The organism is Lysinibacillus sp. FSL W7-1291, assembly GCF_038593415.1.
GTDB classification, from domain to species: domain Bacteria; phylum Bacillota; class Bacilli; order Bacillales_A; family Planococcaceae; genus Lysinibacillus; species Lysinibacillus fusiformis_D.
The window spans coordinates 1,379,998-1,403,025 of record NZ_CP151994.1; the positions used below are offsets into that span (position 1 = coordinate 1,379,998).

Genomic DNA, 23,028 nt, shown 5'->3' on the forward strand with positions numbered 1-23,028 from the left:
CCTCTTATTATAAACAAGTAATCAACTTAACAACCACTTTCTTAGCAAATTAAAGGGCCTCTTAAAAGATGCTTGATGTTATACAATAGTGGCCGAAAACTACAGCTCAAACAAGATAATTGAAAGAAATGGATTTTTATATTAAAATACTTTTATAGATTATCGATAATCTATAATCCATAATATATAACACCTATAGCTAATCACCCTATACACTAAACTATGTTAAAATAAAGGATATAAATTTAATGGAGTGGTTTGATGGGGTTTGATGAAAGTTCAATTTCAAAAAAAACAATTGCTGAACAAATAGCTGAACGATTATTATTTCGCATATTTTCTGGTTATTATGAACAAGGTCAGCGCTTAATCGAAGCGGAAATTGCAAAAGAGTTACAAGTAAGTCATGCACCTGTCCGTGAGGCTCTTTATCTTTTACAAAAAGATGGTGTAGTCGAAAAAGTACAACATAAAGGTGTAAGAGTTAAGACTATATCGGATCAGGAATTGAAGGATTATTTGGAAGCGCTTTATTACCTATTGGATTCTGCACTTACAAAGTGTGAACCTAAATGGAATGCCGATTTGCAAAATGAACTATTACTTCGTTTTGAAGCGATGAAACAAAGAAAGTCTGCTGAAAATATTTATGAATATGTTGTTTCGTTTGCGCACTTGTTACAATTGTTTTTTGATGTTACAGGAAATATTGCGATGCTACGATTCTTTAAAGAAACCATATTTGTTACAAATGTAGCTGCACAAACAAAATGGAAAATGGATCTAGTTGAATCCTACCATCTGTCCATCAACACGTTTATCAGGTGTATAGAAGTGTCGGATTTTAATCATGCACGAGTGGCTATTAAAGATGTTATTTTATGGTACCAATTTAAATAATTTTATGGGGGTAACATAAATGAAAGCTGCAGTTTGGCATAATGTGAAAGATATTAGAGTCGAAGAGGTTGAATTACGAGCTTTAAGAGAAGAAGAAGTGAAAGTAAAAGTAGCATGGGCTGGTATTTGTGGAAGTGATTTGCATGAATACGAAGAAGGTCCAGTTTTTGTACCAGTTGATGTAAAAGCTGAATTAACAGGTGAAGTTGCCCCGCTTACAATGGGTCATGAATTTGCTGGGATTATCGAAGAAGTTGGCTCTAAGGTTACGGACTTAAAGGCAGGAGACCGAGTTGTCATCAATCCTACATTAACTTATAGAAACAAACATGAAGATGTCGATCGATATGATGGATTTAATTTCATCGGACTACATGGAAACGGTGGATTTGCGGAATATGTCAATGTCCCTGTAACAAATGTACACCGTTTAGCAGATAACTTAACATTAAAAGATGGTGCACTAGTAGAACCAATGGCTGTTGCTGTACAAGCTGTCAAAGATGCTGGGGTTACATTAGGAGATTCTGTAGCCGTATTTGGGGCTGGACCAATTGGATTGTTAACAGTAATCGCTGCAAAAGCATCGGGTGCAAGTAAAGTTATCGTATTAGATTTATCCGATGATCGATTAGAAAAGGCAAAAGAATTAGGTGCAACCCATGCCATTAACTCTGGTAAAGAAAATCCTGTACAAGCCGTTCGATCGATTGTAGCAGGTGGGGTTGATGTATCCTTTGAAGTTGCGGGAGTAGCTCCTACCTTTAAACAAGCAATTGATGTTACAAAACCACGCGGTAACATGATGATCGTTTCGATTTTTGCAAGACCAATCGAATGGAATCCAATGCAGCTTACAAACACAGGTGTTAATGTACTGTCATCAATTGTTTATACACCGTCAATTTTCCAAAGAACAATTGATGCAATGAGCTCTGGTCAATTAAATCCACAGGGTATCATCACAAGTCAAATTGAATTAGATGACATTGTTGATAAAGGATTCAAAACGTTAACAAACGACAAATCACAATCTAAAATTTTAGTCGCGATAAGTGGAGAAAATTAATAACATGGATAGATTAAAATAAATCTATCCTAACAAAGGGAGTATGGCTTATTATAGTCATGCTCTTTTCTTATAGCCTGTTTGATGATTCAAAACTGTTTTTCAAAGGATTTGCTGAACTTCATTGAGGGGAAGAGGGGCGTTGCAGCTTAAGAAAGCGTTTATACTCGATATTTTTGAAATATAATAAGAGAAGAAAAATGACAAAAAGAATCGAGAATGAATTTCACGATTCTTTTTGTCATATAGTTTAATTTCTTTCTCTTGCCCTCTGTGTGTCTCTAATATTTTTTTGAACTGTTATGGAGGCAAATAAACTAAGGACAAATGACATACCATAGAATCCTTTTTCGCTTAAAACAATACTTCCAGCATTATATAAACCAATACCCATTAATAAAATAGATACAATAAGTGCAATCCAACTAATACCATAATAAATAGTAGTAACTGGTATTCCCTCATCTTTATCTCTTACTGATTTTTGTAAAGATACTGCTGAATAGAGCCCGAATACTAAAACAGCTAAGTAATATCCTTTTTCGTTTAGTTGCATCGTTGCGTTAAATAGGCCTATAAGATAAGCAGTAACACCTACGAACAGTGCTGCCCAGGAAGCACCCTTGAAAGCAGCAGTCGGTTCTCCCTCTTTCCTTTCTACTTTTATTTTCGGATCAGGCTGTTTTCCCTTATCTAATGATGTCTCATTTTGATTAGACAATATCTTTCTCCTCCTTCTATCTCTGTATCAAAACATTCTTATTCTACAGGGATGTGATGAGAACAGAAATTTCTCTAAAACTGGCTTTTCAGTAATAAAGCAACCCCCTTTGAAGGAAGCGGCTTTATACTTGACCGTTATTTTGCTGCACTATAGATAGTCAATGTGGCTTCATCAAATTTAAAGGGACGATTATTGTTCCTTGGTAAATTTGCGCTTTACCCCGAGACAATTTTTTCTGTCCTTTGTTGCAATTCCTTTTTAGGGGCAGGAATCTGTTGTACCGATAAGAACTAGGTGTATAACTTTTTTTCATTTTATTCAAATAGACAGCTGAATATGTTAGGTAGATGTGGCTGCCTATTGTTGCTTTGCCCACTGTTATTGACGAACAATGAACGAAATAATTTAAATGGTTGATAATAGATAATGCATAAATAAAGCTGTGTAAAACCTGACTTATGGTTGAAATTAAATTGGTCAGTTGCAACAATTGTATTTAAATGCTAATAAAAGGCTTTTAAAGAAAATTTAAAAGCCTAGGCCCATTTGAAAGTGAGTAGCTGGTTTCAAAAAAGTACCCCTCACGTAGAAAGAGATTGCGCCACTGCAACCAACCTTTTTACTCCTTCCCTTAGTTGTTTTTCATTTGCATAAGAATAGCTTAAACGTACCCAGGATGATAGTTGTTTTAATGGATCACAAATTTGACCCGGTACAAAGGATATAGATTGTTCAATACTTTTAGATAGTAATAATTCAGTTGGAACATTATCTGGGAGCTGCACCCATAAATTCAGACCACCTTTTGGGCTAGCCCATCGCCAACCTGTTACAGCTAGCTCTTCTTCCATGATTTCCTTTCGAATCTGTAGGGCGATCCTAATTTTCTCCAAATGCTGTTGCAATCTTAGGGATGAAAAGTAATGGAGAAAAATTTTTTGATTGAGAAGTGGTGAGCCATTATCAGCCAATGATTTTTCTATTAGGAGTGAGTTCATTAATGATGATTGACAAATCACAGTCGCAATTCTCAAGCCAGGAGAGATATATTTGCAAAAGCTTCGGATATAAATGACTGTTCCAGCACTATCGTACGTGTAAATGGGTGGTGGTGGGGCTTGATCAAAATAGATGTCGTGATAGGCATCGTCTTCAATTAATAGAAATCGATATTGTTCAGCTAGTTCTACTAATTTTTTGCGCTGCTCGACAGAAACAGTATAACCAGTCGGGTTATGGAATGTGGGGTTGAGATAAAATAGGCGCGGCTTGTATTGTTTAATATAGTATTCAACCTGTTCTAAATCGTAGCCCTCTGGATGGATATCAACCGTTACAATCTGTGCTCCTTGTGCTCTAAAAATATCAATCGCAGCACTGTAGCTTGGACGTTCAAATAAAACGACGTCTCTTGGTTTAATAAAAGCTTGAGCGATTAAGTGAATCGCTTGCTGTGAGCCAGAAGTGATTAACAGATTATCTGCACTCAAATGAGTTTTATACTGGTTGATAAAATAGTGAGTGAGTGTTTCACGCAGCTCTAGATCACCTTGTACAGTTGAGTAGGTGGCAAGTACTTTAGGATAAAGATCAAACACTTCCTTCACATAATCTGAAAAATAATGATTAGGCAAAAGATTTGGATCAATCAACGCCTGAGAAAAATGATAGGAAACAGAGGGTTGATGGATTTCGGATAAATGATTTTTTTTTACGTATGCAGAAACAATGGGATTGTCCTGATCTAGATATTCAAGATTTTTCGTTACAGTTGATTGGACATAATAGCCTGCTTTATCTTTTACATAAACTTTGTCATGCTGTTTTAGTAATTGATAAGCTTTTAATACCGTTAATCGATGAACATTCATTTCAGATGCTAATTGTCGGACGGAGGGAATCTTGTCATGTTCTTTCCATTCTTTACGTTCTATACGGTGCAGTACATAATCGTAAACTTTGTTAAAAAGATAATCTTCATTTTGATTTGCTTTGCCCATATTGATTCCTCCTTTTCAAAACGATTGTACCACGAACCTATCTAATCTGTTCTATCTCTTTTAATCTGTTCTATTGTCTTTCTTTTATGATAGAAAAAGAGGAGGAGGTTTATATGGTACTTATTAATTATTTTTTCATGTGTTTGATTTTTGGAACGACTTTTTTAGCGATTAAAATTGGTGTTGAAGCAGGAATGCCTCCGTTTTTATCAGCTGGTCTCCGTTTTTTTATTGCCGGTTTACTGTTATTTAGTTTTATGGTTTGGAGAGAAAGAACGACAATACGGGTGTTATTTCGTAAAGAGATGTTTTTTACAGGAGTGGGCTTAACCTTTGGGACGTTTGCCACATTATATTGGGCAGAACAGTATGTGACATCAGGGATTGCAGCTGTCTTATCTGCTACAGGTCCAATGATGATCATTATTATACAGACATTCCTATTGAAGCAAAAAGGAAATCGAAAATCATTTATTGGTTGTGTTGTCGGAGTCGTTGGTGTTACGTTCTTGATCTTACCTAGCTTTTCAATTGAGATTAGTCCCTTCTGGATGGTTGGTTGTTTTGCCATAATACTAGGGGAAGTTTTTTATGCATCTGGAACCATTTATACGAAGCATGTCATCCGAAAATTTGAAACGACATCTCCAATTGCTTTAAATGCAGCGCAAATGATGCATGGTGGGATTTTATTAATCGTTTTGTCACTTTTTACTGAGAACATTCAGCTTCATTATCTTTTAAGCCCAGCTTCAATTGGCTCTCTTCTTTATTTAATTATTTTTGGTTCAATGATCGGCCATAGCATTTATTATTGGCTTGTTTCCCGAACGAATCCTGTTTTTCCTTCTACATGGCTGTATATCTCACCAGTCATTGCCGTTACATTAGGTGTGACCCTCTATCATGAATATATTTCTTGGCTAACAGGCATAGGTACTCTGACGATTATTGCTGGAACGGTTCTAATCAATTTCGAAACATTGAGGGAGTTGCTTTGGCGCAATAGGACTATGCTTCAGGATGTGAAAAATTAATATAACTTGAATAAGAGAGGTAAGAAATTCTATTATTCTACATTGATTAAATCTAATTTAAAAGGAGAATGAAGCTATGAAAATTTCTAAGGGAGTAGAGATTCTGGATCTTGAATTTAATGGGAACATCATTCATCCAACACTTTTATGGGATCAGGAAATGGCTGTTTTAATAGACACTGGATTCCCAGGTCAAATGGAAGATTTGCGCGTAGCAATGGATAAGGTAGGCGTGTCGTTCGATAACCTAAAGGTTGTGATTTTGACACATCAGGATATAGATCATATAGGCAGCCTCCCGGAAATAGTGCGAAATTGTGGAAGTAATATAAAAGTCTATGCGCACGAACTAGATAAGCCTTATATCCAGGGGGATTTACCACTTTTGAAAGACGCGCACATAGCGAATCCACCCAAGGGGAAAGTGGATGTAGCCTTGAAAGACGGTCAAGAACTACCGTATTGTGGCGGAATTCGAGTGATCCATACTCCAGGGCACACGCCTGGCCATATCAGCTTATATTTAAAGCAAAGTAAAACACTTGTTGCCGGAGATTCGATGTATAGTGTAAACGGTACACTGGGGGGAATTCATGTTCCAACTACTTTGGATATAAAGGTCGCTCGACAATCTTTGAAGAAATATTTAGACTTCGACATTGAATCTGTAGTTTGTTACCACGGAGGATTATGTAACGTAAATATTAAAGAGCAGATTCAAAAATTTTAAAAATAATGATCTCTTTTTTTGAGGAACTACTGCTAAGTGTAAATGGAAGTCTGTTTTATTGTTAGCCAGCTCATGTTATAATGAAGAGCTTAAGATGATTAAGACCTTTTTATAACGGATGCCAAGAAAAGCCTCCGCAAAATGAAAAATATGGAGGTGTAAGAGAATGAATAAGCGTTGGACGATTAGTGAAATTCAAAAGTTTGTTGAGAACAATTCAGAAAGTAAGTTGCTAACGACTGAATATCATGGTTTTTCTCAAAAGTTATTATTTAAATGTGCATGTGGAAGTAACTTTGAAAAAACATTTACGAAATTTAAAAATAAACATCAACGAAAATGTGATGTATGCCAACCGCCAAAAGAGTCACGCTAAATGTATTGCCAATTTTTACTAAAGAGAAATAGACTTTTTCTATGTGACTGATAGAAGAAAATGTTGATTAAAATCACTTTACTCTTATAGGTAAGGTGATTTTTTTGCCTAGGATTACTACTGAAAAAGATGGTAAAGTAACATACTTAAGCAAATACAGAATAAAACATCACCAATTTAACCTTCTGTATTAATGAAATATCATGGATAGAAGCCAAACCCTTGATACATCTGGGTTTGGCTTTTTTAATATTTCCAAAATTTTTCTTTTTTCACTGAAAAACTCGGTTTGTAAACCATTATTGCCGAAAAAAAGATTGTAAAATAACAATCAGTGATTTATATTGGAGATTATGATTTTTTTTCAAAATCTCAAAATCATAATCGAAATTTAATTTATATACAAGTTTTAAGAGGGAAGTGAATTAGCAAAATGTATCTTTATCCCCTATTAGTCATTATTGCAGCTAGTAGTTTTGGAATCGTTTCAACTATCATAAAACTGGCAATGCGTAGTGGCTTTTCGGTATCCGAGGCAGTGACAAGTCAATTTTTTGTTGGCTTCTGTATAGCAGTATGTATCTGCTTAGTTACAAACAGGTCAAAATTTAGCTTTAAAGGTGTTAAAATCCTTTTATTTGCAGGTATCTTAACTGGGTTAACAAATATTTTATATGGTCATTCTTTGAACTTTTTGCCAGCTTCCTTGGCAGTAGTACTACTGTTTCAATTTACATGGATCGGTATGTTGATCTCTTGTATTACAAAACGGCAATTTCCAAGCAGAATTGAATTAATCTCTTTAATTATATTGGTAGCTGGAACCATACCAGCTGCTGGAATAATTGATGTTGATTTATCCCAAATACCTTTGCAGGGATGGTTATGGGGATTAGCAGCTGCTCTTTGTTACTCTTTATTTTTATATGTGAACGGTAAGGCAACTGCAAGTATGACAACCTCTAACCGTTTAGTATTGGTTTCTTTCTTTGCTTTTATGATTACGGCGGCTTTTCAGTCTCCAGAAATTATTTGGAATGGTACTTTGTTTAATGAGGGGCTTTGGATTTATGGATTGGCATTAGGGTTATTTGGCATGATTATCCCCGTTTTCTTATTCACTATTGCAGTTCCTAAAGTTGGATTAGGTATGTCCTCTATATTGAGTGCTGTTGAATTGCCAATCGCCGTGATGGTATCTGTTATCCTATTAAGCGAAACGGTTACCATTTTGCAAATAGCAGGTATCGTCACGATCGTTGTCGGTATAAGCTTACCAACATTGCTAGATAAAGATGGATTGTTAAGTAGCGTCAAAACTAAGTACAAAAAATCCAGCAAAGAAGTAGCGAAAGGGTCTTCGATTTGAAGATCCTTTTTTCATGACAATCAAGCAATGTGATAACAATTCGGTTTTCTGATACGAATTTAACGTCCTCCTTAGTAGATTCAATTACACCTTTTATGCAACGCTGTAAATTTTTTTGTTCATACTCCGTTCATATTGTTGTCATAAGCAGTACACCTTCGTTGTATAAGCTATCCTTAACGGTTTATGAAAGTAGCCGGAATCCACTTAGAGATAACGAAAGGGAGGTGTGGCACGAGAGCAATGGAGAAAACGGTGATCGCTTACCGTTCTATACTATCGTGCAAACATAATGAAAAAAATGATCCTCATTTTAAGTAAATTAATAGCAGTTTTTGCTGTAGCCATCATACTTTTTTTAGCGATTGTTTTCCTAGTGAATATTGTCTGCTCTAAAATAGAGCAAGGAAAAATAGAAACTTATGGGCAGTCTGTAGCAGTGGACGGGAAAACGATGAATGTCTTCATTCAAGGAGAAGGCGAAGAAACCGTTGTGCTTTTACCTGGTTATGGAACAGCGGCACCAGCACTTGATTTTAAATTTCTAGTAGATGAATTATCTCCATTTTACAAAGTGGTTGTCATCGAGCCTTTTGGTTATGGGTTAAGTGATCTAACTGAAAAAGAACGTAGCACAGAGAATATTGTTAGTGAAATACATGAAGCTTTACAGCGTCTTCATATTGAACGTTATATTCTGATGGGACACTCCATTTCAGGCCTTTATGGATTGGATTATGTGAACAAATATCCAGAAGAGGTGAGTGCATTTGTCGGGCTTGATAGCAGTGTTCCAACGATAAGCGAGAAAAAGATTGATTCTTCTATAATAAGAACTATAAAACTACTTAAAAAATCGGGTTTAGCGAGATTGCAAGTAAAGCTAGGGGATGACCCATACGCCGTACTACCATATGATGATAAAACAAAAGAACAATTGAGAATTCTTAAACACAAAAACATGTATAACCCAAGCCAGTTAAATGAAGCTGAAATGATGTATGAAAATTTTAAAGCAGCTGAAAATAGATCCTTCCCAAAAAATCTCCCTGTGATTTTCTTTATACAAGAAAATCATCCATTAACTGACAGATGGATACCAGAGCATAAAAAACAAATAGAAGATTCTATAAATGGGAAAGTGATGACATTTGAAGGGGATCATTATTTATATCGTACCAAAGCAAAAGAAATCGTTGAAGGCTTCAGAGAATTTATGAAGGAAGTACAGTGAAGGTACTGAGAAAGATCCTTTATTTTATCTTATATTGATGGTCAGTAAGCGCCTTTCTCGATTGGGGAAATAAGGATGAGCCAACTAAGTGCCTCCGACCAAGTGTAATATATTTGTTGTAGTTAATTATTTTGTGCGTATGAACAGCCAGTATCTATTTTGAAGCCAATTAAATAAAGTTCTTGAAACGAATAACCAGGCGCTCATATGAGTACCTGGCCTTTTTTATGCAGTATTAGAAGTGTTCAAAAAGGTTCTGAAAGGTGTAACGATAACGCTGAAACCATCATCAGGAGGCTCATGGCAAAAATCATGGGGAACAGCTCTGTAATGACATAAATAGCGCTAACCAACTACTTACTTAATAGAGTATGGGTTTACTTTTATACTGTATCTAGTACAACTTGATTATGTTTAGATCTCTGAACGGAAGTTGTTACCTAGCTTGCTTCCCAGACCAAAATAATGCCGAAAATTATAAATAAGTGGGCTCCATTTATTTGGATCAATATGATTTTCTTCAATAATAATTTCCTCATGAGCATGTACATGTATCGTTTGTGTCTCAACAATTGCAAAAGTAGGAGAATAATCTGGGATACGAATATGTTTTACCTTTGCCTCGATTTGAATGGGACACTCCATAATCCGAGTAGGAATGACCGTTGTAGAATTAATAGGTGTGAATCCACAAATATCAAATTTCTCTTTTCTATATGTAAAACCAATTTGTTTCTTAAAATCTGGAACTGGTTTTTTTCCTGTGTAAGGAGCTAACTGCTCCACATTTTCCCATAGAGAGGGGTCAGGAATATTAATGACACATTCAGGATGTCGTTCTAAATTTTCTATTGCTTTTCCACCAAGGCCAATACCTAAGACAATACAGTCTCCTAATGCCCAAGAAGATGACAAAGGGCTAATATTCACTGTTCCATCCTCATTTAATGTACTCAGTAAAATTACAGGAAATCCATAATATAAAATTTTAGGATTTATCATTTTTGTATTTGGTATTTGCTTTATTATTGTCATTTTAAGTTCCTCCTACTAAATATTTTCGCTGTCATAACTCATTGTAAAATATAAAGATTTCGATAAGCATCGAAGTGTTGATTACAAAATAATTACTTCAACAAAAGAATATGGAGGAAAGGTAAAGTTTAAAGTTCTTCATTTCATCTCCTTGATATTTCTACATTTTTTATGCCAAGTTCCTTGACTTCATAAGAAAAATATGGAAATATATAAATAAACCGTTGGTCGGTTTATTTATAGGAGGTTTATGATGGCAAGGACAAATAAAAACTATGAACATAAAAAAAACGACATTTTAATTCGAATTTGGGAGGTTCTTCTGCAATATGGTTATGAAAAAATGACACTTCCGATAATCATAAAGGAATTGGGCATATCAAGAGGAGCCTTTTATCATTATTTTCAGTCAAAAGAAGAATGTGTAGATGAAGCTGTTAAATTGTTTGTTGAAAATGCGGTAGTGGAAATAAAGACGATGGATAATAAGACATTATCCGCAGATGTAAGACTTAAAATGGCAGTTCAAAATAGTATTTCTCTTTTTCATCAAAATAAAGAGCAAGATCGAATGATGAATCAACCTGAAAATGCTGTATTCCATCAAAAACTGATGATAGGTCTAACTAAATATCTTGCTCCGTATTTTGCAGAAATCATTGAACAGGGAGTGGAGGAAAAAATTTTTTACACAAATTATCCCTTAGAAATAGCTGAAATGTTATTGACACTATCAAATTTTTATTTAGATAAAGATTTATTTCATTGGGATCCAGAAACCATTCCATATAAAATAACAGCCTATGAAGAATTGATCAATAAAGGTTTAGGAACAACTGATAATATTGGCTTTTTTACTAACTAAAAAGGAGATTGGTAAATGGAAGCTGTTTTAAAATTACAAAATATAAGCAAAAAATTTAATGATTTTGATACAGTTTTACAAGAAATTAACCTTTCATTTTTTGCCCATACGTTTAATGTGATACTCGGACAAAGTGGTTGTGGGAAATCAACACTCATCAATATCATGTCAGGACTAATGAAGCCAACAAGAGGAAATGTTTATTATAAAGATTTAGATATTTCTCATGCGGAACAAAAAGAGATGATTCAATTCAGACGCTATAATTTCAGTAATATTTTCCAAGACTATTTACTATTGTCGGAATTAACGGTACGGGAGAATATTGAATTAGGGAAAACAGGGAATGCTCAAGATTTAGAATTCCGTGAACTTATAGCAAGGCTAGGGATCGAAACATTAGCAGATCGATTTCCCAATGAATTATCTGGTGGTCAGCAACAACGAGTTTCTATCGCACGTGCAATGATTAAAAATCCTGAAATTTTGTTTTGTGATGAAGCAACAGGAGCATTGGATGAGCATAACAGCAAACAAGTTGTGGACTATTTAAAGGAATTAAATAAAACCTATGGTACACTCATTATTTTTTCTACACATAACCTCAAAATTTCCACAGTGGCAGACCGTATTATTGTCATGAAGGACGGTCTTATTGAGGACGATTATTTAAATACTTCTCCACGGAGATTCTATAATGAGTAGTGTGTTTAAACAAATTTTTAAGAGTTTACTATGTGAAAAAGCGACTATGTCTGTGTTATTTTTTCTGAGCTGTTTAGGCTCATTTATGTACTTTTTTGTTCAAGTATCTATAGATGGGAATCTAAAACATTTGGCTTACAATAAAGCAAATGGGATATTAATTAATAGCTCGCAAAAAGAGCTATTGATTGCATTGCATTCTAATCAAATTTTAGCAGCTACTTTTTTAATCATTTTTTCTGTAATTGCAGCCTTTGCATTTTATATGTTTTTTTTAAAATATTACCGTAATCATCTGAAAGAAATTGGTTGCTATAAGGCTTTCGGATGTTCAAATAAACAAATAATCGCAGTTATGTTTTTCATTAATAGTAGTCTTTCTTTTATTGCCTTTATAGTAGGCTTCATATTGGGATGGGTTTGCTCAGATGTATTATTACAATTATATCGTTCATCTTTTGATATTGAATCACTTCAAAAGGGAATTTTCCCTTCAAATTTAGCAATAGGTTTCCTATTTATTGTTGTATTATCGGGAATAATGGCAATAGTGCCGTACTATAAGTTTTTAAAATTTGATATTTCCTCATTATTACGTAATTTCCCTGAAGAACACCAAAATAAATGGATTGTTTTCATTAGCAATAAACTATCCAATGCAGTTCCAATCAAATATCGGCGCTCATTTCGCATAGCTTTACGTAAGCCATTTGCAGTGTCTTTACTATTCCTGTCAGTAGGCTGTTTTACAGTTTTATGGATTATGAGCATGTCACTTCATTTCAGCAGTCAATATATTTATGAAACCCAGACACTTGGTAAGTCCTATAAACACGATATTCAGTTTGAAGATTATCAGCCGTATCATCCGCTAGGAGAAGGTAGCACTTTCTATTTAAGAAGTAATGTGAAGATTTCATGGAAAGGAGATGAAATTAATCAACAAGCAATTGGATTTCATAAAAAAACAAATTTGTTTCAATTTTATACATTAGATCACAAGGAGCTTTTCTTACCTAAAGAAAAAGAGGTGTATATAAATGAAGCTTTATCTGAACTCTATGGAATACGACAAAATGATTATATTGAAGTAAATATTAAACATAAAATCTATAAACTAAAAGTTGCTGCTATTGTGGGAAATGCAGAGAATAAGACTATTTATCTTTCAGAACCGCAATTAGCAAGTATGTTATCCATAAAAGAGTCAAGCTATAACGGAATACTTTCAAACACTGTTCCTAAACAGTATGAGAATAAATCAATAATAACAGAAAAGGAACGTTTAGCTTATTTACAAAAAAATAATGTTTCAAATAAAATAAGTGCAGTGATAAATCAACTATTAGGATGTATGATTGGCTGTTTGCTTCTTTATCTTGTCATACTGCTAAATTTTCAAGATTGCACAAGAAATATTCTTATTTTAAATATGTTAGGGTATTCTGCAAAGTCCATTAACAAAATGTTAATCAGTATTTATAAACCTCTTTTAAATGTGGCATTTATCATTATGGTTTCATTAAGTGTTATAGTTTGTCAGTTCATACAAAAAAGCCTCTCGATAAAAACGGGTGATTATATACCGTTTCAAACGAATTTGTTTATAATTGGCGGTATATGGTTGTTGCTAAATCTACTTTATCATCTTATCCACTGTAGATTTAATAATAAAATTGAAAAAATTCAAAATGCAGAACAGACTAAAAAATACATCCTTTAACACCAACATAAGTAAAATGATGTGACTATTAAGGAGATAGCAAACGAAGATGTTTTGAATGTAAAGAAATGCACTTCAAGGAACAGTGCATGGTAGTTGAAGATGCTGTTTGTTTTATCTTTCGTACGAGGGAAACTAAGGAATACAACATTAATTTTATGAGCAGGGTAAATCATATTACTATGTGAATAACTTCTTCTACTGGTAGAAATCTAAAGAGAATTCAATCACCATTTGATTATGAACGGTGGGGATTATTTAATGCTTATACAGTAAGCAATTTCGAAAGAATGGATGACAGAAATGAGCGAACTAACTGTATCATCTTTGTTTAAATGTGAGCATTCACCATATCCTAAGGGGTGCTTGAAAAGATGTATAAAATAGTGGTTGTAAAGTACAATAAGATGGGATACTCATAAGCTAAATTTCATTACGTGAGTTATCTACTATTTTCTTCATTCAATATAATTCTGTCTCTCTAATTTAGAAGGGTTAAATACGATGTTTAAAAATAAAAGGATTACATTAAAAACGAAAATACTAGGGTTAATTAGTTCCCTTATACTTCTCATTATTACGCTGCTTGCAAGTGTCTTTGCTTATTTACAAGCAGTAGATACTAGAAATCAAGTAGAACAATTAGCATTACAAGCGGCAAAATCGATTTCACTTATGCCTGAATTAAGAGATGCAATTGAACAAGAGGACTTGGAAACTCAATTTCGTCCTATCGCTGAGCAAGTGATAGATCAGGTAAACGCAGCAAATATTATCATTGAAAATCGTGATAAGATCATTTATTCTCATGTAGAAAATGATATTGAGGAAAGTGGTTTAGATGATACCAATGATCTAGCACTGCTATTTGGAGGCTCAAATATTTTTGAAGTTGAGCGAAGCAGTGGCTCCGTTATTATTGGGAAAGTGCCAATAATGGCCGACTATGGTGATTTCCAGCGCATAATTGGAGTCGTTTCGGTAGAGTTTTTGGAAACAGACATTTATCGAAATATTATTAGTAGAATTAAGACCATTGTCATTGCCTCTATTGTGATACTAATGCTCGGTATCATAGGTGGTATTTTTCTAACAAAAAGTATTAGAAAGGATACCTTAGGTTTAGAACCACACGAGATTTCATCGCTATACCTAGAAAGAAGCGCAATTCTTTTGTCTATTAAAGAAGGAATTCTTGCGATTGATCAAAATGGATTGTTAACATTAATCAATCATTCGGCTAAGAAAATGATGAATCTTAATGAAGAAAGATTAATTGGTCAGCATATCAATGACGTTCTTAAGAATTCAAAAATTGAAGAGGTTTTGCAAACAGGAAAAATGATGCACAATGTTGAGATTCTCTTGAATGATATCGTTTTTATCTTTAACGTTATTCCTATTATAAAAAACAATCAAATTATGGGGGCTGTATCTAGTTTCCGTGATAAGACTGAATTAAAGAATTTAATCAATACTATATCAGAGGTTAGGGCTTATTCAGAAGGCTTACGAGCGCAAACCCACGAATACACCAATAAATTATATTTAATATCTGGTTTGCTCCAATTAGAACGATATAAGGATGCTTTTGATTTTATTCAAAAGGAGTCAATCACCTATCAACATAGAAATCAAATATTATTTAATCAAATTCATGATGCTAATGTGCAAGCAATTTTGTTAGGGAAACTAGGGAAAGCTTCTGAAAAGAAAATAACATTAGAAATTGATCCTGATAGTCATGTCGATCCTTTGCCAAGCAATATTGAGGTAACAGATATTATTACAATTATCGGAAATCTCATTGATAATGCCTTTGATGCGGTCGCTAATCAACAAAGTAAGAAGGTATTGTTTTCAATTACTGGCTTTGGTAATGACATCATAATAGAAGTAACAGACAACGGAAAAGGGCTGTCTGAGGAACAAATAGATACCATATTCACTTTGGGCTATTCTTCTAAAGGGGAGAATAGGGGGTATGGCTTATTCAATGTTAAACGAATTGTGGAGTCATTAAGGGGCACAATTGAAGTGCATAATGATAAGAGTGGAGGAGCCATTTTTACAGTATACCTGCCAAAAAGGGCTTTCATATGAGGAGAGAAGTAAAGTGATAAAAGTTGTGATTGCAGAGGATGACTTTCGAATTGCACAAATACAAGAGGGATTTTTGAAGAGAGTATCTGATGTAAGCTTGGTTGGGAAGGCGTTAAATGCTAAAGAAACATTGAACCTGCTTGAGCAAGAAGAAGTTGATTTACTTCTATTAGATATTTATATGCCCGATGAGCTTGGAACTGATTTACTTCAGAAAATAAGGGGAGACTATCCAAATGTAGATATTATTATGGTTACGGCAGCAACTGAAAAAGCTATGCTAGAAAAGGCTATGCGTTTTGGCGTTTTCCACTATCTTTTAAAGCCGGTAACAATGGAAAAGTTTATTGAAATCATCGAGGAATATAAAAGGAAAAAAGAGCTCTTTAATAGTAGGGATGAAATCGATCAGTCAATTATTGATAGTTTCTTTGGCACTTCTGTCCAAACTGTGATGAATCAAAAGGACCTTCCTTCAGGGGTGGATCGTTTAACCTTGCAAAAAGTCAAAGAAATAATGTTTGAGCTTAAAGGTGGCGTTTCAATTGAGGAAATGGGGGAAAAGATGGGGGCATCTAGAACAACGGCAAGAAGATACCTAGAGTATTTGGTTTCAATCAACGTCTGTACAGCTAAACATGATTATGGAATTGTCGGAAGACCTGAAAGGAAGTATTACCTAATATGACAAAACACTGTAAATTTATGATAAAGGTCTAACGAATGAAGAAGAAACAACTCATGTTATTCCTACTGTTCATGATAATTCTCTTTACTTGCTCTACAAATGAATTTAAAATCGAGGAACCAATCACAAAAGAGGTAACGATTATTGCACCTAGCTCAATTGGTGGGGGATGGGATGTAACAGCTAGGGCTATGCAAGATATATTGATAAGTGAAAATTTGATGAATCAGAATATTTCTGTTATTAATAAAGTCGGTGTTGGCGGGGAATTAGGCTGGAAATATACAAAGGATCAAACAGATTCAGTAATAGCCATTAATTCAAGTCTACTTATCACTAATTATTTATTGGGTCAAAGTAAATTAACGTATAAAGACTTTACACCAATTGCCACCTTAGCGACTGAATGGGAAGTTACCATTGTTTCAAAAGGTTCGAAAATATCCAGTGCTAAACAGTTAATGGACGATCTCAAGAAAGATCCGCATGCTTATAAAATCGGTGTTTCCCCAAGGCTTGGAAATGATGATCAACTTTCCTTTGTATTAGCTAGTCAACAGGTTGGGCTGAAAACGGAACAGCTCGACTTTTATGTTTATGAAAATAGTGAACAAGTGGTGGAGGCATTATTAAAAAAACAAATCGATGTTGCCACGATGTCTTTATCAGAGGCGAAAAAATATGCTGAATCAAATCAAATAAAATTACTAGTGATTTCTTCTGAAAAAAGATTAAAGGAGTTACCAGAGGTTCCGACATGGGCTGAGCAAGGAATTGATTTAGTTTTTGAACATTGGCGTGGAGTGATGGGGCCTCCGAACATGTCAAATGCTGAAATTGAATTTTGGGATGCAACAATCGAAAAAATGGTGAAGACTGAGAAATGGAAGAAAACGCTTCAAATGTATATGTGGAATGATTTTTATAAAAATAGAAGAGAAACGATTATTTTTCTAGAAAATCAAAGTAGGATGTATGAACAATTAATGGGTATTCATATGGATTCGTAAATAAAGGGGCCGCTACATCTTAAAAGTAGCGGTCCCTTGTACTTAGTACTAGCTTAATGATAAGCCGATAGGAATACACAGTGGTGTTTGATCAACAGGATTTTCAATAATATAGCAATCAAGTCCAAATGCTTCTCTAATCATGCTTTTGGTAAATACTTTTTCAGGCGGCCCCTCTTGAAAAATTTTTCCTTTAACAATGCTAATAAGGTGGTCAGCATATTGTGCTGCCTGATTTAAATCATGTAAAACCATAACAATTGTTCGACCATGAGTTACGTTTAAATTGCGTAACAATTCTAGTATTTCAATTTGATGAGCCAAATCTAAATAGGTTGTTGGTTCATCTAATAATAAAAGATCTGTGTCTTGTGCTAAAGCCATTGAAATCCAAGCCCTTTGCCTTTGCCCTCCAGATAGCTCATCCAATGTACGATCTACAAAATCGGTCATTTTGGTGGCCATTAACGCACGGTTTACAATCGCATCATCTTCCAGCGTTTGTCTAGACAATAAACCTTTATGTGGATGTCTACCATAATAACAAAGATCTTTAACAGTTATATCTTCCGGAGCTTCTGGACCTTGAGGTAAAATAGCCAATTTCTTTGCAATTTCTTTAGAAGATTGCTGATGAATGGCTTTTCCATCTAAATAGACTATTCCTTCTTGAGGTGTTAATAATCTAGCTAAGGAGCGCAAAATAGTTGATTTGCCGCAACCATTCGACCCAATAATAACACTAATCTTACCTTCAGGAATGACTAAATTTATATCATCAAGGATTTGAGTTGATCCATAGGACAGTGAAAGATGCTCGGCTGATAATGTTGTCATAAATGTTCACCTTTCTTATGCTTTTTTTCGTTCAGCACGTAATAAATATAAAAAATATGGTGCACCAATCACTGCTGTAATGATACCAGCAGGTATTTCTATTGGAGGAAATAGACCTCTACCTAGGCTATCAGCGACTAAGAGAAGGATAGCACCGAAGAGCGCAGAAGCAGGAAGTAAAACGTTAAATTTAGATCCTACAATTCTTCTGGCAATATGAGGAGCGATTAAACCAATAAATCCGATAGAACCTACTGTGGCAACACATACGCCAATTAAAATAACGGAAACGCTTAGTAAAATATATCGCAAAAATTTTGAGCGTTCTCCAAGACCTGTAGCTATATCATCACCAAGGCTCAAAATATCTAATTTAGCAGTTAATCCAAATAGTATTGGGATAAGAATGAGGCATGGCAGCAAAAGATACACTTGGTCCCATCCTCTTGCCCAAAGACTTCCAGTCAACCATAAAAGAGTCATGCTTACATCATCTGGAAACTTAATCATTAAATATTCTATCCCTGCTTGACATATTGCTCCTAAAGCTATTCCCACTAAAGCCAACGTATTTGGCTGAGCACCTTTTTTATAAACAAACAGCATTAGAATGGCAGCAATGATAGCTGCTCCAATAAAAGCTGAAAGGGGAAGAAAAATAATAGGTGACGTTGGGAATAGAACAATGATGATAACGGCTGCTAAACCAGCCCCTTTCGTAACGCCGATTACATCTGGAGAGGCTAATGGATTACGGAGAATTCCTTGCAAAATTGCTCCAGCTGTTGCTAGTCCAGCTCCTACGATGATAGCGATTATAATACGGGGAATACGATAATTGTTTAGTATAAATCTTTGACTTTGTGTTCCTTCCCCAATTAAATTGTGAATGATTTCTGATGGTGTAATGTAAATAGCTCCTAAACCTAGACTTACTATTGATAAAATGAAGATGATGATTAAAAGCACAGGGAGAATAAGCTTAGGATGAAAATATTGTTTTTGCCTAAACTGTTGTCTATTATTCATTGTTTAATATGCCTTCCTTTCCTTGCTAAATAAAGGAAGAATGGTGCCCCAATGATTGCTGTAACTATTCCAACTGGCGATTCAAAAGGGTAAGCGATAAATCGAGCGAGAATATCTGCGTAAACTAAAAGTATAGCCCCAAAAAGTGCAGAGAATGGAATGATTCTTTGATAATCTCCTCCTAGCACTCTCCTAACAATATGAGGAACAATTAATCCTACAAAGCCTATTGGACCTGCGACAGCTACAGAAGAGCCAGCCAAAATAATGACCAGTATGCCAGCTAGAATACGGATGCGATTTACTTGTTGTCCGAGACCTTGGGCAGTGCTTTCTCCTAGGACAAGTATAGAAATAGATCGAGAAAGTAATAAGGCAATGAATAGCCCAGAAATAGACCATGGAAGAATGATCATAATATGTGTCCACGATTTTCCATTAATTGACCCCACTAGCCAATACAGAACATCCTTTGCCTGCTCACTAAAAATAATGATTCCTTGAGTTAAAGAGGACAAAAGAAAATGTACGGCCATTCCGGCTAACGCCAGTTTTACATGAGTCATTCCCCCTCCGGAAGCAAAGGAATAGACTGTTATTCCTCCTATTGCTGCCCCGATAAAAGCAGAGAAAACAAGCGATGGGGAAGAGAGAGAAGGAAAGAGGGCGAAAGCAGTGACAATAAACAATGAAGCACCTGCATTCACACCAAATACTTGTGGGGAAGCTAATGAATTTCGAGTAATCGCCTGCATAAGAGCACCTGCTACGGCTAAATTAGCACCAACTAATGCTCCGATGATAGCTCGGGGCAATCGAAGGGTCTGAATAATTAATTGATCTTTTGATGGATTGGTTTCGAAGAAGGACTTCAAAACCATTAATAGATCGACATCTGCTACCCCTACAGAGACACTAATGATAATTCCTAAAATTAATAAAACGATTGCAGTTATTGCTGTACTATATATTTTTACTTTACCTTTAACTATAGATTCCATTAACTACAACACACTTTCTTACAAAAGATAAGACTTACTAGAAAGAGAAGTAAGTAGAATAGCTTACTTACTCCTCTTTTATTTATTTTATTTTTCATTCAGCTTTGTTAATGTGTCTTTAGCAATTGCTTCTGCTGAAATAATGCCTCGGAATCTTGTCCATAAATCTCTATCAACACTATAAATCTGTTCATTTTTTACTGCTTTTAAGTCTTTCCAAAGTGGATTTTCCTTCCATTCATCAGTAAGCAGTTTGCCTTCATTATTAGCTAAAAGTAGTACATCTGGATTGATTTCTACAAGTTGTTCCAGACTCATTTCAACATAAGGTTGTTCGTTCTGAATGGCCACCTTCAGACCTAATTGTTCAAGCAATTCTCCATCATAAGAAGAAGTAGTATGTGCTTGAAATGATGTATCTCGTACAACCGCAGGTAAAACAGTTAGATTCGAATCATGGCTTAGCTTTGAATTAATTTCGTTTATAATTTGTTTATGTTCATTTAATCTCTTTTCAGCAGCTTCCTTTTGATCTAATGTTTCTGCAATTGTTTTAAAAGAGTCCAAATTATCCTGGTATGTCGATTCACGACTTTTTAAGACAATTGTAGGAGCTATTTGCTGCAAATCTTTGTAAATAGCACTGTGTCGTTCAGCATCTGCAATGATTAAATCTGGCTGTAAAGAGCTAATAACCTCTAAGTTAGGCTGTTCACGAGTCCCTACAGATGTATAATCTATGTCACGACCAACAAGCTTGGCAATCATATCCTTTTTATTATCATCCGCAATTCCTATAGGCTTGATTCCTAAAGTATTTAAAGAATCAACAAAAGATAGCTCTAGAGTAACTATCTTTTGAGGAGTGTTAGTAATAATAGTTTCTCCCATCTCGTGTTTAATTGTTCTACTATTAGATTCTTTTGCTTCCGTAGAAGTTTGTTCCTTTTTCTCTGTTTCTGTATTTTTTTGAGTAGCATTGCATCCAGTTAAAACCATCATGACTGTTAATAGGAGCAATAGCGTTATACCACTCAATTTCCCTAACTTAGTAAATCCTTGCATTAGTCTAATCATTCCTCTCTGGTAATATAAATGAAAATGATAATCATTAACAGGGATTATAATAGAATGTTCAATGCGGAGGGTCAATATAAAGAAAGTTATGTGACATAAAATTAATAGGAGTAAAAAGTTCATTTTGAACATTTTGTTCATAGCGGGTGACTAAGTTGAATATTCGCTTCGATAACATCGGGAAAGTGAGGGGAATAAACAGATATTTTATTTTCACCACCTACATACTTCCTTTAAATTCATACGAATAGATACGATTTTTTTGACATACAAAAATCCCCTTTAAGTTTCAACGTATTGTAGTTTTTTTACGTTCTAATGAAAGGGGATAATATCATGTCCTCAACAGGGTGAAGGTGATCTTTTTATTTTTTAGCTCCTTCATCCTTTATGAAAACATTTATATTAAATTTTTTAATTGAATTTTCAGTAATGGAGTTTAATTCATCTACAGTCCATGATTGGGGCTTGAAACGATAAGCTTTTTCTGAGAAATTGAAGACATCAGTGTTTATTTCCAGCCCTTTATTAAATGTACTTTGAAACTGTGATAAAATAATATTTTTAATATCATTTTCAATTGTTTCTTTTCCAATATTTTTTGGATTTTCTCTGATAGAAGCTTTTATTTCTAAATTAAGTATATATTTAGGAATCGAATTATCCACAATTTCTATATGATAATCTATATTATCAATAAACATCGAAACAGACTTATCCTTTATTGATAATTTCATGTTTTTAAAATCCTTATTAAACCAATCTAACCCTGATAGTTCTTCTTCCTTTATCCAGCCATTGAATTTTTGATGTGAAAGAAAATAGGCACCACTTATTTTTAATATATCTTTAGATGTATTATCCTCCATCCAATAATCTTCACTAATCTGTATGGAAGGAACCATTATTGATCCAACTGGTTCATAATATCTTTTAATCATGTCTTGTACAGTACTGGTGGAGATGAACGAATTAAAGAATAATTGTTCATTTGGATCATAAGGAAATGTTAAGATAGGTGGTTTATAAAAGAGACCATGTACATTCATTATCTCTTTAATATCATCATCTTCAAATCCATAGGCTAAAGTATTGTAACGTAAATAGTAATCCCTACTAAAAAAATCAAAAAATTCATCTAAATGTCCATCCAATATATTTTTGGAAATAAAGAAAGTTTGTATATGTCCATAATACAAAGGGTTAACCGAATTCTTTTCTATATCATCGATTGCTCCCTGTATTGTTTCACCTTCTCCATGTCCAACAACAATTGGAGCAGGCTCAGATGAAATGCCAGGATCTGAGCCCGCAACATTTGTAAATCCGAAAGCTTGAAAATATAAATGATACGCATCATTAGAATAATCTATACCAAGAGCGGTAATATAAACTTCACTTTGTATTTCCTTCGTGCCTAAACAACCGCCTAGCATAAATAATAAAGGAAAAATGAATGTTATTTTGAATATGCAAGTATAGTAATGGGACAATTATAATCTCCCTTCTGCTGAAA

Annotated in this window: 21 protein-coding genes; 13 read left to right on the plus strand and 8 right to left on the minus strand. The window is 34.5% G+C overall.

The annotated features are described in order from the left end of the window. The first annotated feature begins 261 nt into the window (after window positions 1–261). Entirely contained in the window at window positions 262–900 is a 639-nt protein-coding gene (locus NST76_RS06610) for a GntR family transcriptional regulator (RefSeq protein ID WP_058843316.1), read from the plus strand. A 19-nt stretch (window positions 901–919) separates the two neighbouring features. Beyond that, window positions 920–1,969 (plus strand): 2,3-butanediol dehydrogenase, encoded by a 1,050-nt coding sequence (locus NST76_RS06615; protein WP_036127229.1) that lies wholly within the window; start codon window positions 920–922, stop codon window positions 1,967–1,969. A 250-nt stretch (window positions 1,970–2,219) separates the two neighbouring features. Here the strand turns inward: NST76_RS06615 and yiaA are convergent, their stop codons facing one another. Together yiaA and NST76_RS06625 are read right to left on the minus strand one after the other, a co-directional pair. After that, a complete protein-coding gene (yiaA, locus tag NST76_RS06620; RefSeq protein ID WP_036127227.1) occupies window positions 2,220–2,690 on the minus strand; it encodes an inner membrane protein YiaA in 471 nt (156 codons plus the stop codon). 584 nt (window positions 2,691–3,274) lie between these two features. Beyond that, window positions 3,275–4,693 (minus strand): PLP-dependent aminotransferase family protein, encoded by a 1,419-nt coding sequence (locus NST76_RS06625; protein WP_342544821.1) that lies wholly within the window; start codon window positions 4,691–4,693, stop codon window positions 3,275–3,277. 113 nt (window positions 4,694–4,806) lie between these two features. Here NST76_RS06625 and NST76_RS06630 point away from each other — a divergent pair, with 113 nt between their 5' ends. The 5 genes from NST76_RS06630 to NST76_RS06650 all read left to right on the plus strand — a co-directional run bounded on the left by NST76_RS06630 (window position 4,807) and on the right by NST76_RS06650 (window position 9,439). Continuing rightward, window positions 4,807–5,730, plus strand: coding sequence for an EamA family transporter (locus NST76_RS06630; RefSeq protein ID WP_342544822.1), 924 nt, complete (start codon window positions 4,807–4,809; stop codon window positions 5,728–5,730). Window positions 5,731–5,806: 76 nt separating this feature from the next. After that, window positions 5,807–6,460: an MBL fold metallo-hydrolase gene (locus NST76_RS06635; RefSeq protein WP_342544824.1), complete on the plus strand. Its 654-nt coding sequence runs from the start codon at window positions 5,807–5,809 to the stop codon at window positions 6,458–6,460. Between the two features lie 166 nt (window positions 6,461–6,626). Then, window positions 6,627–6,836 carry a hypothetical protein gene (locus NST76_RS06640; RefSeq protein ID WP_058843320.1) on the plus strand — a complete coding sequence of 70 codons (210 nt, stop codon included), beginning with the start codon at window positions 6,627–6,629 and terminating at the stop codon, window positions 6,834–6,836. Window positions 6,837–7,269: 433 nt separating this feature from the next. Next, window positions 7,270–8,205: a DMT family transporter gene (locus NST76_RS06645; protein ID WP_271912657.1), complete on the plus strand. Its 936-nt coding sequence runs from the start codon at window positions 7,270–7,272 to the stop codon at window positions 8,203–8,205. Between the two features lie 292 nt (window positions 8,206–8,497). Beyond that, on the plus strand, window positions 8,498–9,439 hold the full coding sequence (locus NST76_RS06650) for an alpha/beta hydrolase (protein WP_342544825.1): 942 nt from the start codon (window positions 8,498–8,500) through the stop codon (window positions 9,437–9,439). Between the two features lie 414 nt (window positions 9,440–9,853). Here NST76_RS06650 and NST76_RS06655 read toward each other — a convergent pair whose 3' ends face one another. Continuing rightward, window positions 9,854–10,474 (minus strand): flavin reductase family protein, encoded by a 621-nt coding sequence (locus NST76_RS06655; protein ID WP_058843323.1) that lies wholly within the window; start codon window positions 10,472–10,474, stop codon window positions 9,854–9,856. Window positions 10,475–10,724: 250 nt separating this feature from the next. On the opposite strand from NST76_RS06655, the gene NST76_RS06660 reads away from it, so the two are divergent. From NST76_RS06660 to NST76_RS06685, 6 genes are all read left to right on the plus strand, one after another. Beyond that, a complete protein-coding gene (locus NST76_RS06660; RefSeq protein ID WP_257982862.1) occupies window positions 10,725–11,339 on the plus strand; it encodes a TetR/AcrR family transcriptional regulator in 615 nt (204 codons plus the stop codon). A gap of 15 nt (window positions 11,340–11,354) precedes the next feature. Continuing rightward, window positions 11,355–12,044 carry an ABC transporter ATP-binding protein gene (locus NST76_RS06665; RefSeq protein WP_058843325.1) on the plus strand — a complete coding sequence of 230 codons (690 nt, stop codon included), beginning with the start codon at window positions 11,355–11,357 and terminating at the stop codon, window positions 12,042–12,044. After that, window positions 12,037–13,767 (plus strand): ABC transporter permease, encoded by a 1,731-nt coding sequence (locus NST76_RS06670; protein ID WP_340810165.1) that lies wholly within the window; start codon window positions 12,037–12,039, stop codon window positions 13,765–13,767. The genes NST76_RS06665 and NST76_RS06670 overlap by 8 nt, the downstream gene beginning before the upstream one ends. A gap of 504 nt (window positions 13,768–14,271) precedes the next feature. Further along, complete coding sequence (locus NST76_RS06675; RefSeq protein WP_036124914.1) at window positions 14,272–15,870, plus strand: sensor histidine kinase; 1,599 nt, start codon at window positions 14,272–14,274, stop codon at window positions 15,868–15,870. 13 nt (window positions 15,871–15,883) lie between these two features. After that, window positions 15,884–16,558: a response regulator gene (locus tag NST76_RS06680; protein WP_058843327.1), complete on the plus strand. Its 675-nt coding sequence runs from the start codon at window positions 15,884–15,886 to the stop codon at window positions 16,556–16,558. A 35-nt stretch (window positions 16,559–16,593) separates the two neighbouring features. Continuing rightward, window positions 16,594–17,568: a tripartite tricarboxylate transporter substrate-binding protein gene (locus NST76_RS06685; protein WP_036124911.1), complete on the plus strand. Its 975-nt coding sequence runs from the start codon at window positions 16,594–16,596 to the stop codon at window positions 17,566–17,568. Between the two features lie 48 nt (window positions 17,569–17,616). On the opposite strand, the gene NST76_RS06690 is transcribed toward NST76_RS06685, so the two are convergent. The 5 genes from NST76_RS06690 to NST76_RS06710 all read right to left on the minus strand — a co-directional run bounded on the left by NST76_RS06690 (window position 17,617) and on the right by NST76_RS06710 (window position 23,005). Next, window positions 17,617–18,405 carry an ABC transporter ATP-binding protein gene (locus NST76_RS06690; protein WP_058843328.1) on the minus strand — a complete coding sequence of 263 codons (789 nt, stop codon included), beginning with the start codon at window positions 18,403–18,405 and terminating at the stop codon, window positions 17,617–17,619. A 15-nt stretch (window positions 18,406–18,420) separates the two neighbouring features. Beyond that, on the minus strand, window positions 18,421–19,434 hold the full coding sequence (locus tag NST76_RS06695) for an iron ABC transporter permease (protein ID WP_058843329.1): 1,014 nt from the start codon (window positions 19,432–19,434) through the stop codon (window positions 18,421–18,423). Next, window positions 19,431–20,435, minus strand: a complete 1,005-nt coding sequence (locus NST76_RS06700; RefSeq protein ID WP_058843330.1) for an iron ABC transporter permease — start codon at window positions 20,433–20,435, stop codon at window positions 19,431–19,433. Before NST76_RS06700 ends, NST76_RS06695 begins: the two co-directional genes overlap by 4 nt. An 87-nt stretch (window positions 20,436–20,522) precedes the next feature. Further along, window positions 20,523–21,500 (minus strand): Fe(3+) dicitrate ABC transporter substrate-binding protein, encoded by a 978-nt coding sequence (locus NST76_RS06705; RefSeq protein WP_058843331.1) that lies wholly within the window; start codon window positions 21,498–21,500, stop codon window positions 20,523–20,525. A gap of 377 nt (window positions 21,501–21,877) precedes the next feature. Further along, window positions 21,878–23,005, minus strand: coding sequence for a Ger(x)C family spore germination protein (locus NST76_RS06710; RefSeq protein ID WP_058843332.1), 1,128 nt, complete (start codon window positions 23,003–23,005; stop codon window positions 21,878–21,880). Between the last annotated feature and the right edge of the window lie 23 nt (window positions 23,006–23,028).

What these genes read in the sequence shown, in the direction of transcription:
- NST76_RS06655 (WP_058843323.1), bottom strand. Translation starts at nt 10,474, where the DNA reads ATGACAATAATAAAGCAAATACCAAATACAAAAATGATAAATCCTAAA.
- NST76_RS06660 (WP_257982862.1), top strand. Translation starts at nt 10,725, where the DNA reads ATGATGGCAAGGACAAATAAAAACTATGAACATAAAAAAAACGACATT.
- NST76_RS06700 (WP_058843330.1), bottom strand. Translation starts at nt 20,435, where the DNA reads ATGGAATCTATAGTTAAAGGTAAAGTAAAAATATATAGTACAGCAATA.
- NST76_RS06610 (WP_058843316.1), top strand. Translation starts at nt 262, where the DNA reads ATGGGGTTTGATGAAAGTTCAATTTCAAAAAAAACAATTGCTGAACAA.
- NST76_RS06630 (WP_342544822.1), top strand. Translation starts at nt 4,807, where the DNA reads ATGGTACTTATTAATTATTTTTTCATGTGTTTGATTTTTGGAACGACT.
- NST76_RS06705 (WP_058843331.1), bottom strand. Translation starts at nt 21,500, where the DNA reads ATGCAAGGATTTACTAAGTTAGGGAAATTGAGTGGTATAACGCTATTG.
- NST76_RS06675 (WP_036124914.1), top strand. Translation starts at nt 14,272, where the DNA reads ATGTTTAAAAATAAAAGGATTACATTAAAAACGAAAATACTAGGGTTA.
- NST76_RS06665 (WP_058843325.1), top strand. Translation starts at nt 11,355, where the DNA reads ATGGAAGCTGTTTTAAAATTACAAAATATAAGCAAAAAATTTAATGAT.
- NST76_RS06635 (WP_342544824.1), top strand. Translation starts at nt 5,807, where the DNA reads ATGAAAATTTCTAAGGGAGTAGAGATTCTGGATCTTGAATTTAATGGG.
- NST76_RS06690 (WP_058843328.1), bottom strand. Translation starts at nt 18,405, where the DNA reads ATGACAACATTATCAGCCGAGCATCTTTCACTGTCCTATGGATCAACT.
- NST76_RS06625 (WP_342544821.1), bottom strand. Translation starts at nt 4,693, where the DNA reads ATGGGCAAAGCAAATCAAAATGAAGATTATCTTTTTAACAAAGTTTAC.
- NST76_RS06650 (WP_342544825.1), top strand. Translation starts at nt 8,498, where the DNA reads ATGAAAAAAATGATCCTCATTTTAAGTAAATTAATAGCAGTTTTTGCT.
- NST76_RS06640 (WP_058843320.1), top strand. Translation starts at nt 6,627, where the DNA reads ATGAATAAGCGTTGGACGATTAGTGAAATTCAAAAGTTTGTTGAGAAC.
- NST76_RS06695 (WP_058843329.1), bottom strand. Translation starts at nt 19,434, where the DNA reads ATGAATAATAGACAACAGTTTAGGCAAAAACAATATTTTCATCCTAAG.
- NST76_RS06670 (WP_340810165.1), top strand. Translation starts at nt 12,037, where the DNA reads ATGAGTAGTGTGTTTAAACAAATTTTTAAGAGTTTACTATGTGAAAAA.
- NST76_RS06615 (WP_036127229.1), top strand. Translation starts at nt 920, where the DNA reads ATGAAAGCTGCAGTTTGGCATAATGTGAAAGATATTAGAGTCGAAGAG.
- NST76_RS06645 (WP_271912657.1), top strand. Translation starts at nt 7,270, where the DNA reads ATGTATCTTTATCCCCTATTAGTCATTATTGCAGCTAGTAGTTTTGGA.
- NST76_RS06685 (WP_036124911.1), top strand. Translation starts at nt 16,594, where the DNA reads ATGAAGAAGAAACAACTCATGTTATTCCTACTGTTCATGATAATTCTC.